General features: G+C 62.1%; 15 protein-coding genes and 1 pseudogene. 13 read left to right on the top strand and 3 right to left on the bottom strand.

What is annotated here, in order from left to right; genetic code table 11:
- Positions 1 to 3: 3 nt before the first annotated feature.
- Positions 4 to 1,968, bottom strand: coding sequence for a MacB family efflux pump subunit (locus MFF34_RS19865; RefSeq protein WP_238215998.1), 1,965 nt, complete (start codon positions 1,966 to 1,968; stop codon positions 4 to 6).
- Positions 1,969 to 3,141, bottom strand: coding sequence for an efflux RND transporter periplasmic adaptor subunit (locus tag MFF34_RS19860; RefSeq protein ID WP_238215996.1), 1,173 nt, complete (start codon positions 3,139 to 3,141; stop codon positions 1,969 to 1,971). It abuts the gene before it with no gap.
- Positions 3,142 to 3,369: 228 nt separating this feature from the next.
- Between MFF34_RS19860 and MFF34_RS19855 the strand changes: the two genes are divergently transcribed.
- The 4 genes and pseudogenes from MFF34_RS19855 to MFF34_RS19840 form a co-directional block, all read left to right on the top strand.
- The gene (locus MFF34_RS19855) at positions 3,370 to 3,846 is read left to right on the top strand and encodes a sigma-70 family RNA polymerase sigma factor (protein WP_027592893.1); all 477 of its coding nucleotides are present in this window, start codon (positions 3,370 to 3,372) and stop codon (positions 3,844 to 3,846) included.
- A gap of 169 nt (positions 3,847 to 4,015) precedes the next feature.
- Positions 4,016 to 4,495: a histidine kinase gene (locus MFF34_RS19850; RefSeq protein ID WP_238215994.1), complete on the top strand. Its 480-nt coding sequence runs from the start codon at positions 4,016 to 4,018 to the stop codon at positions 4,493 to 4,495.
- 72 nt (positions 4,496 to 4,567) lie between these two features.
- Entirely contained in the window at positions 4,568 to 5,893 is a 1,326-nt protein-coding gene (locus MFF34_RS19845) for an MFS transporter (protein ID WP_238215992.1), read from the top strand.
- An 86-nt stretch (positions 5,894 to 5,979) separates the two neighbouring features.
- Positions 5,980 to 6,240, top strand: a pseudogene (locus MFF34_RS19840) (type II TA system antitoxin MqsA family protein); the annotation flags it as partial.
- A 72-nt stretch (positions 6,241 to 6,312) separates the two neighbouring features.
- On the opposite strand, the gene MFF34_RS19835 reads toward MFF34_RS19840, so the two are convergent.
- Positions 6,313 to 7,995 carry an electron transfer flavoprotein-ubiquinone oxidoreductase gene (locus MFF34_RS19835; protein ID WP_283236626.1) on the bottom strand — a complete coding sequence of 561 codons (1,683 nt, stop codon included), beginning with the start codon at positions 7,993 to 7,995 and terminating at the stop codon, positions 6,313 to 6,315.
- 538 nt (positions 7,996 to 8,533) lie between these two features.
- On the opposite strand from MFF34_RS19835, the gene MFF34_RS19830 reads away from it, so the two are divergent.
- The 9 genes from MFF34_RS19830 (at position 8,534) to MFF34_RS19790 (ending at position 15,774) form a co-directional block, all read left to right on the top strand.
- The gene (locus MFF34_RS19830) at positions 8,534 to 9,283 is read left to right on the top strand and encodes an electron transfer flavoprotein subunit beta/FixA family protein (protein WP_027592887.1); all 750 of its coding nucleotides are present in this window, start codon (positions 8,534 to 8,536) and stop codon (positions 9,281 to 9,283) included.
- On the top strand, positions 9,284 to 10,213 hold the full coding sequence (locus MFF34_RS19825) for an electron transfer flavoprotein subunit alpha/FixB family protein (RefSeq protein ID WP_027592886.1): 930 nt from the start codon (positions 9,284 to 9,286) through the stop codon (positions 10,211 to 10,213).
- Positions 10,214 to 10,448: 235 nt separating this feature from the next.
- Positions 10,449 to 11,270 carry an ABC transporter substrate-binding protein gene (locus MFF34_RS19820; RefSeq protein WP_238215988.1) on the top strand — a complete coding sequence of 274 codons (822 nt, stop codon included), beginning with the start codon at positions 10,449 to 10,451 and terminating at the stop codon, positions 11,268 to 11,270.
- Between the two features lie 9 nt (positions 11,271 to 11,279).
- Positions 11,280 to 11,633, top strand: coding sequence for a DUF4398 domain-containing protein (locus MFF34_RS19815; RefSeq protein WP_027592884.1), 354 nt, complete (start codon positions 11,280 to 11,282; stop codon positions 11,631 to 11,633).
- Entirely contained in the window at positions 11,630 to 12,442 is an 813-nt protein-coding gene (locus MFF34_RS19810; RefSeq protein ID WP_027592883.1) for an OmpA family protein, read from the top strand. Before MFF34_RS19815 ends, MFF34_RS19810 begins: the two co-directional genes overlap by 4 nt.
- A 339-nt stretch (positions 12,443 to 12,781) precedes the next feature.
- On the top strand, positions 12,782 to 14,224 hold the full coding sequence (locus MFF34_RS19805; RefSeq protein WP_238215986.1) for a PLP-dependent aminotransferase family protein: 1,443 nt from the start codon (positions 12,782 to 12,784) through the stop codon (positions 14,222 to 14,224).
- A 61-nt stretch (positions 14,225 to 14,285) separates the two neighbouring features.
- Positions 14,286 to 14,750, top strand: a complete 465-nt coding sequence (locus MFF34_RS19800) for a hypothetical protein (protein ID WP_238216018.1) — start codon at positions 14,286 to 14,288, stop codon at positions 14,748 to 14,750.
- 130 nt (positions 14,751 to 14,880) lie between these two features.
- Positions 14,881 to 15,135 (top strand): YkgJ family cysteine cluster protein, encoded by a 255-nt coding sequence (locus MFF34_RS19795; protein ID WP_027592880.1) that lies wholly within the window; start codon positions 14,881 to 14,883, stop codon positions 15,133 to 15,135.
- A gap of 30 nt (positions 15,136 to 15,165) precedes the next feature.
- A complete protein-coding gene (locus MFF34_RS19790) occupies positions 15,166 to 15,774 on the top strand; it encodes an START domain-containing protein (RefSeq protein ID WP_374707413.1) in 609 nt (202 codons plus the stop codon).
- Positions 15,775 to 15,986: the final 212 nt, after the last annotated feature.

Genomic DNA, 15,986 nt, shown 5'->3' with positions numbered 1-15,986 from the left:
GGATTATTCGCTGGTAAGGGCTTTGACCGGGTCGAGTCGGGCGGCTTTGCGGGCCGGCATGAAGCCGAACACGATGCCGGTGACGACAGCGCAGGCGAACGCGCCGAATATGGCAGGCAGGGCGAAGGCTACGGCAACCTCGGCCAGCATCAGGCCACCGCCGATGGCCAGGGCCAGGACGATGCCAGCCACGCCGCCGACCATCGAAAGCATCACGGCCTCACTGAGAAACTGCCGCAGGATGTCGCGCTGGCGGGCGCCGGTGGCCATGCGGATGCCAATCTCACGAGTACGCTCGCGCACGGTCATGAGCATGATGTTCATCACCCCGATGCCGCCCACCAACAATGAAATCGCGGCAATCGCCCCCAGCATCAGCGACAGGCTATTCTGCGTGCGTGCTTCGGCCTGGATCATCGCCGCAGCGTTTGTCAGCTCGAAATCCTGTCGGCCCTGGTGGCGTTGGCGCAGCAAATGATCAATCGCCACTTCGGCTTCGTTGACCAGGGTAGAGTCGTAGGCGGCGACGGCGATGTAGTCTGGGTCGCGCTGGCCGAACAGGCGGATAGCCGCGGCGGAGTAGGGCACCGCGATGCGCCCGTCGCTGTCTTGGTCGCCGGAACTGGCGCCTTTACCGGCGAGAACGCCGACGACCTGGAACGGTACATTGCCGATCAGGATGTACTGCCCCAGCGGGTCGCGCGCAGGGTCCAGCATCTTTTCCCGCACCTTCTGGCCGATCACCGCGACAGGCGCGGCACTGGCTTCGTCGGCCTCGGTGTAGAAGGTGCCCTCGACCGCCGGCCAGTTGAAGATCTCCGGGAACCAGATGTTGTTGCCGCCGACATAAAACCGTTGGCTGTTGTTGCCGTGGCGCACCATCAGCTTGTCGCCGATCACCGGCATGACATGCTTGACTTGGGGCAGTTCGCCGATGGCCGCGACGTCGTCGAGGGTGATGGTGCCGGCCTGCTCACCCAGGGTTGCCGGCTTGCCATTGAGGTAGAGCACGCTCGAGCCAAACGCCGCCATTTGCGCCATGACCTGGCGCTTGCTGCCTTCGCCGACGGCGAGCATGACCACCACTGAGGCTACCCCGATGATGATGCCGAGCAGGGTCAGGGCGGTGCGAAAACGGTTGACCCACATCACTCGCCAGGCGGCCTGCAGGGCGTCGATCAGTTCACCTTTCCAGGCCCCGCGCAGGGTGGCACCGCGGCCCAGGCGCTGGCGCAGGTCGTCGGCCTGCAGCCCTTGACGTGTGGGGGGCGGTGGCTGCTCGGAGGCCGAATCGCTGATGATCAGGCCATCGCGGATTTCAATGACCCGCTGCGCCCGCGCCGCCACGTCGCGGTCGTGGGTGATCAGGATGATCACATGGCCCTGGCTGGCCAGTTCGTCGAGCAGCGCCATGACTTCGGTGCCGCTGTGGCTGTCGAGCGCGCCGGTGGGTTCGTCGGCGAGGATGATGTGGCCACCGTTCATCAGTGCCCGGGCAATCGATACGCGTTGTTGCTGGCCGCCGGACAACTGGTGCGGGCGGTTGCCCGTGCGGCTGGCCAGGCCCAGGCGGGTAAGCAGGGCGGTGGCGCGCGCGTGCCGCTCGCTGGCGGCGATACCGGCGTAGATGGCCGGCATCTCGACGTTCTCCTGGGCCGAGCCCGAAGGGATCAGGTGGTAGCCCTGGAAGACGAAGCCAAAGGCTTCACGGCGTAACCAGGCCAGTTCGTCGCTGTCCAGCTCGGCCACGTCCTTGCCCGCAAAATGGTAGCTGCCAGCGGTTGGCCGGTCGAGGCAGCCGAGGATGTTCATCAGCGTCGATTTGCCGGAGCCGGAGGCGCCGACGATGGCGACGAACTCGCCGGGGTGGATGCTCAGGCTGATGCCCTGGAGGATGTCGACCTTGGGGGTATCGACGCCGCCGTAGGATTTACGGATGTCGATCAGTTCGATCAGGGGCGTAGTCATTCAACCTCCGCTGATGCTTGGGGCGCCGATCACCAGGCGCTCGCCTTCGCTGAGGCCGTCAAGTACCTGCACCCGCAGTCGGTCGCTCAGGCCGGTTTGGACCCGGCGCTGTTCCACTTCGCCTTTGCTGTTGAGTACCCGGGCGAGGCGCAAGCCATTGTTGTCGTCCAGTGCGGCAAGCGGCACGGTCAGCACTTGGCTGGCCTGGCCGGCGACAAAGAACACCTGCGTGGTCATCTCGGCCATCAGGGCGCCATCCGGGTTGTCGACATCCAGCAGCACGGTGTACTGCACCACCTGGCTGCCGGTGGTGCCATTGGTGGCGCTGGTCGGGCTGCCGCCGCCCCGGCTGCTCTGGTCCAGCGGTTTGGGCGGGATCGGCAGGATCTGCCGGACCGTGCTGGTCCAGCGGCGCTTGCCGCCGGCCAAAGTGGTGAAGTAGGCGGTCATGCCGGGCTTGACCTTGCCGATGTCGGCTTCCGACACCTGGGCCCAGACGGTCATTGGCGAAAGCCTGGCGATGCGCAGGATCAGAGGGGTCTGCTGTTGGGCATTGAGGGTCTGGCCTTCCCGGGCATCGACCGCTACCACGGTGCCGTCCATGGGGGCATAAATGCGCGTGTAGCCCAGTTCCGCCTCGTCGCTGCGCAGGTTGGCCTGGGCCTGACGAATCTGCGCCTGGAACATGTCGATGCGGGCCTGAGTCACCTTGAGCTGGGCATCGGCCGTCTGCACGTCTTCGTCACGGGTCGCACCGGCGGCCGCCAGGTCACGCTGGCGTTTGAGCTGCTGTTGGGCCAGTTGAAACTGTGCACGTTGCTCGGCCAGTTGCGCCTTGAGGTTGTCGATCGAGTAACGCCCGGCATCGAGCCTGGCTTGCTGGGTGGACGGGTCGATCTCTACCAGCAGTTGGCCTTTGCGTACCTGGTCACCGGCTTCAACGTGCAGCTTGTGGATCTGCCCGGAAGCTTGTGCGCCCACGTCGACGTAGCGCCGCGGCTGCAGGGTGCCCAGGGCCGTCACGCTGCTTTCGATATCGGCGCGGGTGACGGCGACTGTGCTGATCGGCTGCGCGCCAAAAGGCAGGGTCTTCCAGGCCAGCAAACTGCCCAGGCTCAGCAGGGCCAAGGCACCGAGCAGTAGCCGACGGCGGGTGTGGGGTAAACGTCGCATGCAGACTTCCAGCCAGGGGTGAAGGCCACGCGCAGCGCAAAAGCGGCGCGCACTGAGGTCCCAGATAGACGAAGGCTAGCGGGAGGGATTTAGCGTACAGGGCAGGAGGATGTCGTGTTGCTGAGAATAATTATAATTTGTAAGATCGCACGTTGACATCACTTCGGTCCTGCACAGCTTTGGGAAAAGGCTTTCAGAAAAAGCAGCAGGGCCCTCTCAGGTAACGTCGTGGAACATTACTATCGCGAACTGGTGGGCTTCCTTTCCGCGCGCCTGGGCAGCCGTCAGGCGGCCGAAGACGTTGCGCACGATGCTTATCTGCGGGTGCTGGAGCGTACCGATGCGGAACGGATCGAGCACCCGCGTGCCTTTCTGTACCGTACCGCGCTCAACCTGGTGGTCGACCGTCACCGACGGCATCAGGTTCGCCAGGCCGAGCCACTGGAGGTGCTCGACAGCGACGAGCGTTGGCACAGCCCTGCGCCCACCCATGACATGCAGCTCGATCAGCGCCTGGCGCTGATGCAGCGCGCCCTGGATGAACTGGGCAAGGTCTGCCGCGACTGCTTCCTGTTGCGCAAGCTCGATGGCCTGTCGCATCAGCAGATTGCCGAGCACCTGGGGGTGTCCCGCAGCGTGGTGGAAAAGCACATCGTCAATGCCATGAAGCACTGCCGTGTGCGCATGCGCGAGTGGGAATCCTGAAAGTCTGGTGAAAGAGGAATGAAAATTCCGTCAAGCATCGACTTGATTTATGCGGGTTTCCCGACAACTATCAAGGTAGACCCCAGCCAGGCAAAGCTTTGGCGCTTGCCGTTACTGGCGCAGTATGGTCAGGGAGTGTCCCTTTTTACCTAACTGCCCAGGTCCGAAAATGGCAAACAAGACCCTGCGCATCCTCATCGCCGACGAGCACCCCAGCCAGCGCTTGCAGCTGGAAAAGTTGCTCAATGGCCTGGGCTATTACCGGATTGCGCCCGTGGACAGCTTCGAGGAGCTGCAACGCCTGGTGCAATCTGCCTTGCAGCCTTTTCATCTGTTGCTTGGCAACATCGAACTGGCCAGCCACGTCGGCGTCGATCTGGCACGCTTCTGCCGGGTCAGTACGCAAATCCAGCACGCCCTGCTTTACCACTCCCAGCAGTTGCAAGTGCCTTCGGTGCCGCAAACCGAGCGCCAATCCGTGAGCGTGAGCCTGCCGCAAGCGCCCGATAACGAGGCACTGGAATCGTTCATGGCGATCATCGATGCGCCGCTTTTGGTCGGCAAGCTGCCCCTGCCAGCTGCCGTGCCCGCCAGCGCGCTGCACCCGCGCCCGCGGGCGAACTTCGCGCACACGGTCTTCAGCCGCTAGCGCCGATGTGGGCGGGGCAAGGGGGCAGCTATTTGCTATCCTCTTGCCCTTTGCCGATCTGCGGACTCTGCCATGACTGCCATCGATACCGCTCGCCCGCCACGATTCAGCCGTGGCGACCACCGGACCTTGGGCCTGGCGGCACTGGGTGGCGCGCTGGAAATCTACGATTTCATCATCTTCGTGTTCTTCGCCCTGACCCTCAGCAAGCTATTTTTCCCGCCAGAAATGCCTGAATGGCTGCGCCTGCTGCAAAGCTTCGGGATCTTCGTCACCGGTTACCTGGCGCGGCCACTGGGCGGCATCCTGATGGCGCATTTCGCCGATCATCTGGGGCGCAAGCGGGTGTTCAGCCTGAGCATCCTGATGATGGCCCTGCCGTGCCTGCTGATCGGTGTGATGCCGACGTACGCCGACATCGGCTACGCCGCGCCGTTGATTCTGCTGGCGCTGCGCATTCTGCAGGGGGCGGCCGTCGGCGGCGAAGTGCCCAGTGCCTGGACGTTCGTTGCCGAGCATGCGCCACCTGGGCGACGGGGCTATGCCCTGGGCTTCTTGCAGGCTGGGCTTACCTTCGGTTACTTGCTGGGCGCACTGACGGCCACGCTGCTGGCGCAGGTGTTTACCCCCGAAGAAATTCTCGACCATGCCTGGCGCTACCCCTTCCTGCTGGGTGGGGTGTTTGGCGTGATAGGCGTGTGGCTGCGCCGGTGGCTCAGCGAAACGCCCGTGTTCCTGGCCCTGCGCGAGCGCCAGGAGCAGCCGGTGGCGTTTCCGCTGCGGCGCGTGCTGGGCGAGCATCGCCGGGCGCTGATCCCAGCGGCGCTGCTGACCTGTGTGCTGACGTCGGCGGTGGTGGTGCTGGTGGTGATCACACCGACGGTGATGCAACAGCGATTTGGCATGACTGCCGGGCACACCTTTGCCCTCAGCAGTGCGGGCATTGTCTTTCTTAATATCGGTTGTGTGCTGGCCGGCCTACTGGTCGATCGCCTGGGTGCCTGGCGAGCGCTGATGATCTACAGCCTGCTGCTGCCGCTGGGCATCGGTGTGTTGTATGCAAGCCTGGTGGGCCAGTGGGGCGCAACCTGGCTGGCTTATGCCGTGGCAGGGCTGTGCTGTGGCGTGGTGGGCGTGGTGCCGTCGGTGATGGTCGGGCTGTTCCCGGCGCAGATCCGAGTGTCGGGCATTTCCTTCACCTATAACGTCGCCTATGCCCTGTGGGCCAGCACCACGCCGCTGGCGCTGATCGCCTTGATGCCGTGGAGCCCATGGGTGTGTGTCGGGTTTTGTCTGATCATGGGCATGGTGGGGCTGCTCACTGCCCTGTACTTCGGGCGTCGCGAGCCTTTGGTGTTTGCGGCGGAGCCTATGCCAATCATGTGCGGTGACAAATGAGCCACTAGCGGCGGGCAGGTGGTGAGGCAGACTTCCGGGTGGGAGCTATTGGAATAACCTATTAGCCAAATTTAACCTGGAAGGTTAATGAAGCTCAGCGCATCAGTGACCTGATGTCGGCGTTCAATCGCCAGGTCAACGCTGCGGCGGTCGACCCGGGCTTCATCGTCTCAGTGCGCAAGAAATTCGATCTCGACCAGCGTGAAGCAGGGGAGATCTTCGGGGGTGGCGTCAATGCGTTCTCCCGTTACGAAAACGGTAAAACCAGGCCACCCGTGGCGTTGGTCAAACTGTTCAAACTGCTGGATCGCCACCCGGAACTGTTCGAAGAAGTACGCACTGCCTGATGCAGGTAGGCAGCAAAAAGCCCCCGGCTCTGACGAGGCGGGGGCTTTTTAGTGCCGCAAGGGCAGGGGGCCTTACATGTTCGGGTAGTTCGGCCCGCCGGCGCCTTCAGGGGTTACCCAGGTGATGTTCTGGGCGGGGTCCTTGATGTCGCAGGTCTTGCAGTGCACGCAGTTTTGCGCGTTGATCTGGAAGCGCTTGCTGCCGTCATCCTGGCTGACCACTTCGTACACGCCGGCAGGGCAGTAACGCTGGGCCGGCTCGTCGTACAGCGGCAGGTTGCTGGCGATCGGGATGTTCGGGTCGGTCAGCTTCAGGTGGCAGGGTTGTTCCTCTTCATGGTTGGTGCTGGAGAGGAATACCGAGCTGAGCTTGTCGAAGCTGAGCTTGCCGTCCGGTTTCGGGTAGTCGATCTTTTTCGAGTCGGCCGCGAGCTTGAGGCAGGCGTAGTCGGGCTTGGTGTCATGCAGGGTGAATGGCAGCTTGCCGCCGAACCAGTTCTGGTCGACATAGTTGAATGCCGCACCGAGCAGTGGGCCGAACTTGTGCATGGCTGGGCCAAAGTTACGGCTGGCGAACAATTCTTCGTGGAGCCAGCTGGCCTTGAACGCGGTGACGTAGCCATTGAGCTGGTCGCCGCCCTCGCTACCGGCGATCAAGGCGTCGGCAACGGCTTCAGCGGCAAGCATGCCGGACTTCATCGCCGTGTGGCTGCCCTTGATCTTGGCCACGTTCATGGTGCCCAAATCGCAACCGATCAGCGCACCGCCGTTGAAGACCATCTTCGGCAGTGAGTTGATGCCGCCTTTGGCCAAGGCGCGGGCGCCGTAGCTGATGCGCTTGCCGCCTTCAAGGTACTGGCTGATCACCGGGTGGTGCTTCAGGCGCTGGAACTCATCGAACGGCGACAGGTAGGCGTTGCTGTAGGACAAGTCGACGATCAGGCCTACCACCACCTGATTGTTTTCCAGGTGATACAGGAACGAACCACCGGTGTTTTCGGTGCTCACTACATCCAACGGCCAGCCTGCGGTGTGCACCACCAGGCCCTGCTCGTGCTTGCTTGGGTCGATTTCCCAGATTTCCTTGAGGCCGATGCCGTAGTGCTGGACGTCGGACTCGCTGTCGAGGTTGAAGCGCTTGATCAGCTGCTTGCCGATATGGCCGCGGCAACCTTCGGCGAACAGGGTGTATTTGGCACGCAGTTCCATGCCAGGGGTGTACAGGCCGTCTTTCGGGTTGCCTTCGCGGTCGACACCCAGGTCGCCGGTGACGATACCGCGCACCACGCCGTTTTCATCGAACAGCGCTTCCTGGGCAGCGAAGCCTGGGTAGATTTCAACGCCCAGGTTTTCGGCCTGCTGGGCCAGCCAGCGGCACAAGTTGCCCAGGGAGATGATGTAGTTGCCGTGGTTGTGCATGGTCTTGGGCACGAACAGGTCGGGGACCTTGGTCGAGCTGCCTGCATCCTTCAGCACATAGATATCGTCGCGCTTGACCTCGGTGTTCAGCGGCGCGCCGAGTGCCTTCCAGTCAGGGAACAGTTCGTTCAGTGCGCGCGGCTCGAACACCGCACCGGAGAGGATGTGCGCACCGACTTCGGAGCCTTTTTCGACCACGCAGACGCTGATCTCGCTACCGGCTTCGGCGGCCTTCTGCTTCAGGCGGCAGGCGGCGGACAGCCCCGCCGGGCCGGCGCCGACGATGACCACGTCGAATTCCATGTATTCGCGTTCCACTGGTTCTCTCCTACTCATCAAGGCTCGTGCTGTTGCTTTGTCTTATGGGTGTGGGGTGATCATGCGCACCGCGCTTCACGGGAGCGGAGCTGTAGCAGCGCAGAGGATGGACTACACCGTTTTGTCTTGGCCGCGCATTATATCTACACCACTTGGTGGGTCCAATACAAACGTTTGTTTGAATTTGCCGCAGGCCAGTAAAATCACAGGAGTACGGCTGGAGGGTGACCGATTTGCCGTATTGACCGGATTGGGTGTTGCGGTCAAGATACGAGCGGTTTTACGTTCGCCGTAGGCTTACCGCCGGGCGCAGGTACACCTCTAAAGACCAGGTGTGGAGTACGGCTTTCGGGCCAATTCACGGTATGTAGTGGAGTTTACACGCCACCACAGAAAATGACCCGCGGGTATTTGCCGCAAGCGTCGCGACAAGACTGCTCGGTCACCTTGAAGTTTGCTTCTCCCGGTACGTTTTTAGAGGTGCCCTTGTACCCACGCGCATCGCCGGGCATGTCCCCAGGCGACTTTCTATTCACCGGAGAGTAACGAGGAATCCATGAAGGTTCTTGTAGCTGTCAAACGAGTGGTCGACTACAACGTCAAGGTTCGCGTCAAAGCGGACAACTCCGGCGTCGACCTTGCAAACGTCAAGATGTCCATGAACCCCTTCTGCGAAATCGCCGTTGAGGAAGCCGTACGCCTGAAAGAGAAGGGCGTTGCGACCGAGATCGTCGTCGTTTCCGTCGGCCCGACCACTGCCCAGGAGCAGCTGCGTACTGCGCTGGCACTGGGTGCCGATCGTGCCATTCTGGTCGAAGCCGCTGATGAGCTGAATTCGCTGGCCGTGGCCAAGGCGCTGAAAGCCGTTGTCGACAAAGAGCAGCCACAGCTGGTCATTCTCGGCAAGCAGGCCATCGACAGCGACAACAACCAGACCGGCCAGATGCTGGCTGCGCTGACCGGCTACGCCCAAGGCACCTTCGCCTCCAAGGTCGAAGTCGCTGGCGACAAGCTGAACGTCACCCGTGAAATCGATGGCGGCTTGCAGACCGTATCGCTGAGCCTGCCAGCGATCGTCACCACCGACCTGCGCCTGAACGAGCCGCGCTACGCGTCGCTGCCGAACATCATGAAGGCCAAGAAGAAGCCGCTGGAGACCGTTACGCCAGACGCGCTGGGCGTATCGCTCGCTTCCACCAACAAGACCCTGAAAGTCGAAGCGCCGGCTGCACGCAGCGCAGGTATCAAGGTCAAGTCGGTGGCCGAACTGGTCGAGAAGCTGAAGAACGAAGCGAAGGTAATCTAAATGACTATCCTGGTTGTCGCTGAATACGAGAACGGTGCTGTAGCCCCGTCCACCCTGAACACTGTCGCCGCAGCCGCCAAGATCGGTGGTGATGTGCACGTGCTGGTCGCTGGCCAGAACGTCGGCGGCGTTGCCGAATCTGCTGCCAAGATCGCGGGTGTTGCCAAGGTACTGGTTGCTGACAACGCAGCCTACGCCCACGTCCTGCCAGAAAACGTCGCGCCGCTGATCGTCGAGCTGGCAAAGGGCTACAGCCACGTGCTGGCCCCGGCCACCACCAACGGCAAGAACATCCTGCCACGCGTCGCCGCACTGCTGGACGTCGACCAGATCTCCGAGATCATCTCGGTTGAATCGGCCGACACCTTCAAGCGCCCGATCTATGCCGGTAACGCCATTGCCACCGTGCAATCGAGCGCTGCGGTCAAGGTCATCACCGTGCGTACCACCGGTTTTGACGCCGTTGCTGCCGAAGGCGGTTCCGCTGCTGTCGAAACTGTTGGCGCTGCGCACAACGCCGGTATCTCCACCTTCGTCGGTGAAGAGCTGGCCAAGTCCGACCGCCCAGAACTGACCGCTGCCAAGATCGTCGTTTCCGGCGGCCGTGGCATGGGCAACGGTGACAACTTCAAGCACCTGTACAGCCTGGCCGACAAGCTCGGCGCCGCCGTCGGTGCCTCGCGCGCCGCAGTCGACGCAGGCTTTGTGCCGAACGACATGCAGGTCGGCCAGACCGGCAAGATCGTCGCACCGCAGCTGTACATCGCCGTCGGTATCTCCGGCGCGATCCAACACCTGGCCGGCATGAAAGACTCCAAAGTGATCGTTGCGATCAACAAGGACGAAGAAGCGCCGATCTTCCAGGTGGCCGACTACGGCCTGGTCGCTGACCTGTTCGAAGCGGTTCCGGAGCTGGAAAAGCTGGTCTGATCCGCCTGCTTCACTTATAAAGAAGCCCGGCCCTCGTATTGAGGGCCGGGTTTTTTTATGGCCTTTTCCGATGCAGTGCTTGTCGCGGTTCCTGTAGGAGCAGCCTTGTGCTGCGAAGAGGCAGTCACAGCCACAAAAATTTGTTGGTCATGCCGGCCCTTTCGCAGCACAAGGCTGCTCCTACAGGTGCGGCGTGTACCTGATGGGCCGGGCCAAGCAATACAAGGAGTGAGCAATGGTGCTGCGTAAAGCAGGCGGGGTACTGGCATGCATGGCGGCGCTGCTGGCGCCCGTCGCGATGGCGGCAGGCAAGTGCGAACGTTTGGTCGCAACCGGCAGCCCCGATGCGCCCCCGTATTCCTGGCAGGACCCGAAAGACCCCCAGCACCTGATCGGCGCCAATGTCGACCTGTTGCAGCAGGTGGCCAGTGAGCTGGGTGTGAAAGTGGACGTGCTGAGTGCAGGGCGACGCGACCAGGCGCTGGAAGAAGTGCGCAGTGGGCGAATGGACCTGCTGCTCGATACGCCCCTGCAGGTCGGCCAGCTGACCGCACTGGACTATATCCACCCGCCGTTGCAGTTGAACGAATACCTGGTCTGGACGCGGCATGACGCCGAGCTGGCCTTCGAGGGGCCGGCAGACCTGGCCAAGTACCAGGGCAGTTTGTCTGAGCGCGCGCGTCTCACGCCGGCCTTTGAAGCGTTCGCCAAAGCCCACCTGAAGTTGCAGCCTGCGCAAAACCTGACCCAGGCATTCCAGAAACTGGTGCTGGGGCAGGTGGACTATGTGCTCGCCGGGCGCTATTCCGGCATGGCCATGACCCAGAGCCTGGGCATGAGCAATGACCTGATTGCCCGCGGCCTGCCAGTCGATCGCCCAGGGCTGTACCTGGCCGTGTCGCACAACTCGGCGTGCAATGACAGCTGGTTACGTGGGCAATTGGCGAAAAAACTGACAGAATTGCCGATCTCCGGTGCGTCCGAGGCTGTGCTGCAACGAAATGTCGAGCGCTGGAAGGCGCAGATGCAGGTGCCGCTGGACGCCCCCAAACATTAGGAAGATTGCGTGAGAATCCAACCACTATTCCTTGCTCTGGCCATGCTCGGCCTGGCGGGTTGCGCCAACGACCCGGCGCCGAACGAGCAACTGCGCATTTCCGAGCAGGCGCTGGAACAGGCCAAGGCCGTTGGCGCCACCGAGCAGGTCGAGGCGCTGAAGCTGGCCGAAGACAAGCTGGCCCGGGCCAAGACCAACATGCTTACCGAAGATTTTCGCGATGCGCGCATGCGTGCCGAGCAGGCCGAGCTGGATGCACGCCTGGCCGAGGCCCAGGTGCTGAACCAGAAGAGTGAAGAGCAGCTGCAAGTGCTGCAATCGCGGGTTACGCGTCTGCGCAAACAGCTGGAGGTGCAGCCATGATGCGCCATACACCCATGACGGCGCTGGTGTTGCTGGCGTTGACGGCAGGCTTGCACGGGTGCGCCAGCCATCGCAGCGAGGCGGCGCTGGATGAAGCCAGTGCCACCTTCCAGAAGGTAAAAGACGACTCCGACGTGCTGCGCAGTGCGCCGCGCGATGTGATTCGCGCCGGTGAATCGCTGGCGCGGGCCGAGCGCCTGTCGAGTTATATCGGCACCGGTACCGATGTGCGCCACTACGCCTACCTGAGTCAGCGCTACAGCGAAATTGCCAGCGAACATGCCAAGCTTGCGCTAAACCAGGAGCGCCTGGCCAAGCTCGACCTGGAGCGCCAACGTCTGCAATTGGCGCTGCGTGAAGCGAAGCTTGCCAGCGTGCAGCAGCAAGGCAAGTGGGTCGAGTCGCAGATTGCCGCATTGGCTTCGGAGCAGACGGACCGTGGCCTGGTGATGACCTTGGGCGATGTGCTGTTCGATACCGGGCGTGCCGACCTGAAGAATTCGGCCAGCCGTACGGTGCTCAAACTGGTGCAGTTCCTCCAGCTCAACCCGCGCCGTGTGGTGCGTATCGAGGGTTACACCGACAGCACCGGCGCCCCGGAAGACAACTTGAAGCTCTCGCGTGATCGTGCGCAGGCGGTGGCTGACATGCTGGTGGACCTGGGCATCGACGAAAAGCGTCTGCAGGTTGAAGGCTATGGTGACCAATACCCGATCGAAGCCAATGCCTCGGAGCGGGGCAGGGCGCAGAATCGCCGGGTAGAAATCGTCTTTTCAGACGACAAGGGCAAGCTCGCCCCAGCGCGTTGATCTCGCTGGCGGATGGTCCTTCTTGTAGATGATTGAGCCTGGTCATTGTGGGAGCGGGCTTGCCCCGCGAAGGGGGCGATGCGATGCATGCCACCGGCTTTGCCGGTGTTCGCGGGGCAAGCCCGCTCCCACAGGTTGGCCCGCTCACCAGCCCAGCCCCCTTGGTTGTCTGCCAATTACCGGTGAGCGGGCCGGCTCGCTTGTCTGGATGCTGTCCTGGCATTGTAATGTTGGCTATTCTGCAATCTGTCCCAGTACACTTCGCAACTGTTACGGTATTCTCTACCGTCAGTGAGTCGCACAACAATAACGAGCCCGTCCGCGCGTCGAGATATCGCCATGACCAACCTGCTGCTATACCAGCGTATCGCCCAGCAACTGGCCGAGGACATCCGCCGCGGTGTCTACCAGCCGGGTGAGCGCGTGCCCTCCGTGCGCAAGATGAGCGCCCAGCTCAATGTCAGCCACGCCACGGTGCTGCAGGCCTATGCCAACCTTGAAGACCAGGGGTTGATCCGCGCGCGCCCGCAGTCGGGCTACTACGTTCACCAGACCCCAGCCTTGACCGCGCAAACACCGGATATCGCCCGGGTCGAGCGCCCTGGCCTGGTGACCCGGGCCAGCATCATTCAGCAGGTGTTGACCGAAGCGCGCCGCGACGGCGTGTTTCCGTTCGGTGCTGCGGTGCCTCATGTGGATTACCTGCCGGTGCGCGCCCTGCACCAGCAGATTGCCAAGGTGACCCGCTTCCATAGCCCACGTGCGTTCAGTTACATGTTCAGCCCAGGCTTCGAGCCGCTGCGCCGGCAGATCGCCATCCGCATGCGCGATGCCGGTGTGCTGGTCGACCCGCGTGAAATCATCGTGACCCATGGCTGCGTCGATGCCTTGCAGATGTCGCTGCGCGTGCTGACCCGCCCGGGGGACTTGATCGCCGCCGAGTCGCCGACTTACTACGGTTTGCTGCAGTTGGCTGACCTGCTGGGCCTGAAAGTGATCGAAATTCCAAGCGACCCGTCCACCGGGATCAGCCTGGAAGCCTTGCAGTTGGCCGCCAACCAGTGGTCGATCAAGGCGTTGGTGCTGACGTCGCGCCTGAGCAACCCGCTGGGCGGCACCATCCCTGAGGAGCGGCAAAAACAGTTGCTGCGCCTGGCTTCGGACTTCGATATCCAGATCATCGAAGACGACATCTATGGCGAATTGATGTTCGAACAAGGCAAGACCAAGGCGCTGAAGGCGTTCGACCGGCTAGACCGGGTGATCTATTGCTCGAGTTTTTCCAAGACCTTGTCGCCGGGGGTGCGGGTCGGCTGGATGGTGGCGGGGCGGTACCAGGACGAAATCCAGCGCCTGCAGACCTTCACCACCCATTCGGCCTGCAGCGTGACGCAGATGGGGGTGGCCGCTTACCTGGAAAACGGCGGCTATGACCGGCACCTGCGCTACATCCGCCAGGAGTACCGCAAGAACCTCAGTGCTTACCAGTTGGCGGTGCAGCAGCACTTCCCAGAAGGCACGCAGATGACCCGGCCTACCGGCGGTTTCATTCTCTGGGTGAGCCTGCCGGGGCGGGTCAATACCCAGGATCTGCATGTGCGGGCGCTGGAGCAGGGCATCAGTATCGCGCCGGGGTTGATCTTCAGTAACACCGAGCAATTCAACCACTGCATCCGGCTTAACTGCGGCATCCCGTGGAACAAAGAGGCCGAGCGGGCGGTGATTACCCTGGGGCTTTTGGCCCAGCAATTGTGCAGAGAGACTACAGGTTCACTTTTGTAGGCTTGTCAGGCGCAGGCGGAACAGGGAGCATATGCATTTTCCAGCCTGACTGCCGATGTCCATGAAACTGTTGCGCTGTATCGCTTTGAGTTTTTGCCTGGTACCGGTCTGCTGTTTCAGTGGTGTCGCCCAGGCTGCGCAGCCTGCCGGCCAGGCGCAAGCCTCCCAAGCCAAGCCCGTGGCCAAGCCTGCGTCGAAGCAGGCCGCTAGCAAGGCTGCCAAACCTGTCAAAAAGCGTACGGCGCACAAGTCGGTCAGCAAGGCGGTGGCTACACCGTTGCCCAAGCCCGCGCTGGATCTGAGTTTGCCTGTCGACATGGTCAACGACCTTGAACCGAATGTGGGCAGTTCGGCCACGCGACGCAAACCTTTGCTGCCGGCCATGTTCACTGAAAAGCCACAGAGCGATGAAAGCCCGTTCCAGCTCAATGGCCGCTTGATCAGCAACGAAATGCAGCTGCAACTGCGCAATGAAAGCCGCCACGATGTGGAAGGGGCGGCAATCGAGTTCGAATACCGCCAATAGCCACGCAACTGACTGCTGGGTCATGGCATATTTCATCGGGCCAGCAATTTCAAACGCATGTTTGAGCGGTTACTATCCGTGGACGTTCGTCCCGTTTTGCTCCAGGGAGACCTGATTTTGGTGAATAACCATGAATTGCCGTGAGGGTTGCGGTGCCTGCTGCATCGCCCCGTCCATCAGCTCTGCAATGCCGCGCATGCCCCAAGGCAAGCCGGCCGGCGAGCGCTGCCTGCACCTGACCGTCGACAACCTCTGCGACCTGTTCGGCAAGCCCGAGCGGCCGGCGGTGTGCGGTGGGTTCAAGGCAGACATCGAGGTGTGCGGCAGTGATCGCGATGAGGCAATCAGGATTCTCGGTTGGTGGGAGCAGATGACGGCGGCGTGACAGGCTGGATCTTCGACAATAAGGATAAAGATGATGAGATCGTTCAAGCGTATTGCACTGGTGTGTGGCATGGGTGTGTTGTTGGCGCCCGCTGCCTGGGCCGAGAACTGGCAGGTGGCCAAGGACGAGGAGGGGATCAAGGTTTCCACCAGTGAAGTGGCGGGCTCCAAGTACAAGGCCTACCGCGGCGTCACCGTGATCAAGGCGCCGCTGGCCAAGGTCGAGGCGCTGCAAGAGGACGTAGCCGGGGCGTGTGCCTGGATTCATGAGTGCAAGTCGCAGAAGCTGCTCAAGCACGAAGGTGACCAGAGCTGGACCTACACCCAGTTCAACACGCCATGGCCGGTCACCCCGCGGGACTCGGTGCTGCACATCACCACGGTCAAGGAGGCGGACGGTAGCCTGACGCGTAACCTGAAGGAAGAGCCGACCTATCTCCCGGAGGAGAAGGGGTTCGTGCGGGTGGCGAAAGTCGAGGGCTTCTGGAAGTTGGTGCCCATGGGTGACACGACAGAAGTGACCTACCAGGTGCACACCGAGCCGGGCGGCAGTGTGCCGGCGATGGTGGCTAACAAGTTCGTGGTCGATGCGCCGTTCAATACCCTGAAAGGGTTGCGTGAGCGGGCTGAAAAAAACTGAAGTTCAGGCGGGCTTCGGCCTTTGTGGGAGCGGGCTTGCCCCGCGAATGGGGCCGCGCGGTGCATGGCACCGGCTTTGCCGGTGTTCGCGGGGCGAGCCCGCTCCCACAGTAATCGCGCAAACTTTCAAAATTTAGGCAAGACAATTGCTCCCGCGACGCCGCATCGGTTCGAGCAAGATGGAAATAAAAAAGGCTGCCCGAGGGCAGCCTT

This window comes from Pseudomonas sp. PAGU 2196 (genome assembly GCF_022179005.1).
GTDB classification, from domain to species: domain Bacteria; phylum Pseudomonadota; class Gammaproteobacteria; order Pseudomonadales; family Pseudomonadaceae; genus Aquipseudomonas; species Aquipseudomonas kermanshahensis.
This window is presented reverse-complemented; position numbering and strand designations above follow the sequence as displayed.

Excerpts from the sequence above, each read along its gene's own strand:
- MFF34_RS19805 (WP_238215986.1), top strand. The coding sequence starts at position 12,782 with ATGACCAACCTGCTGCTATACCAGCGTATCGCCCAGCAACTGGCCGAG.
- MFF34_RS19865 (WP_238215998.1), bottom strand. The coding sequence starts at position 1,968 with ATGACTACGCCCCTGATCGAACTGATCGACATCCGTAAATCCTACGGC.
- MFF34_RS19820 (WP_238215988.1), top strand. The coding sequence starts at position 10,449 with ATGGTGCTGCGTAAAGCAGGCGGGGTACTGGCATGCATGGCGGCGCTG.
- MFF34_RS19830 (WP_027592887.1), top strand. The coding sequence starts at position 8,534 with ATGAAGGTTCTTGTAGCTGTCAAACGAGTGGTCGACTACAACGTCAAG.
- MFF34_RS19860 (WP_238215996.1), bottom strand. The coding sequence starts at position 3,141 with ATGCGACGTTTACCCCACACCCGCCGTCGGCTACTGCTCGGTGCCTTG.
- MFF34_RS19845 (WP_238215992.1), top strand. The coding sequence starts at position 4,568 with ATGACTGCCATCGATACCGCTCGCCCGCCACGATTCAGCCGTGGCGAC.
- MFF34_RS19850 (WP_238215994.1), top strand. The coding sequence starts at position 4,016 with ATGGCAAACAAGACCCTGCGCATCCTCATCGCCGACGAGCACCCCAGC.
- MFF34_RS19835 (WP_283236626.1), bottom strand. The coding sequence starts at position 7,995 with ATGAGTAGGAGAGAACCAGTGGAACGCGAATACATGGAATTCGACGTG.
- MFF34_RS19825 (WP_027592886.1), top strand. The coding sequence starts at position 9,284 with ATGACTATCCTGGTTGTCGCTGAATACGAGAACGGTGCTGTAGCCCCG.
- MFF34_RS19800 (WP_238216018.1), top strand. The coding sequence starts at position 14,286 with ATGAAACTGTTGCGCTGTATCGCTTTGAGTTTTTGCCTGGTACCGGTC.
- MFF34_RS19790 (WP_374707413.1), top strand. The coding sequence starts at position 15,166 with ATGATGAGATCGTTCAAGCGTATTGCACTGGTGTGTGGCATGGGTGTG.
- MFF34_RS19795 (WP_027592880.1), top strand. The coding sequence starts at position 14,881 with ATGAATTGCCGTGAGGGTTGCGGTGCCTGCTGCATCGCCCCGTCCATC.
- MFF34_RS19810 (WP_027592883.1), top strand. The coding sequence starts at position 11,630 with ATGATGCGCCATACACCCATGACGGCGCTGGTGTTGCTGGCGTTGACG.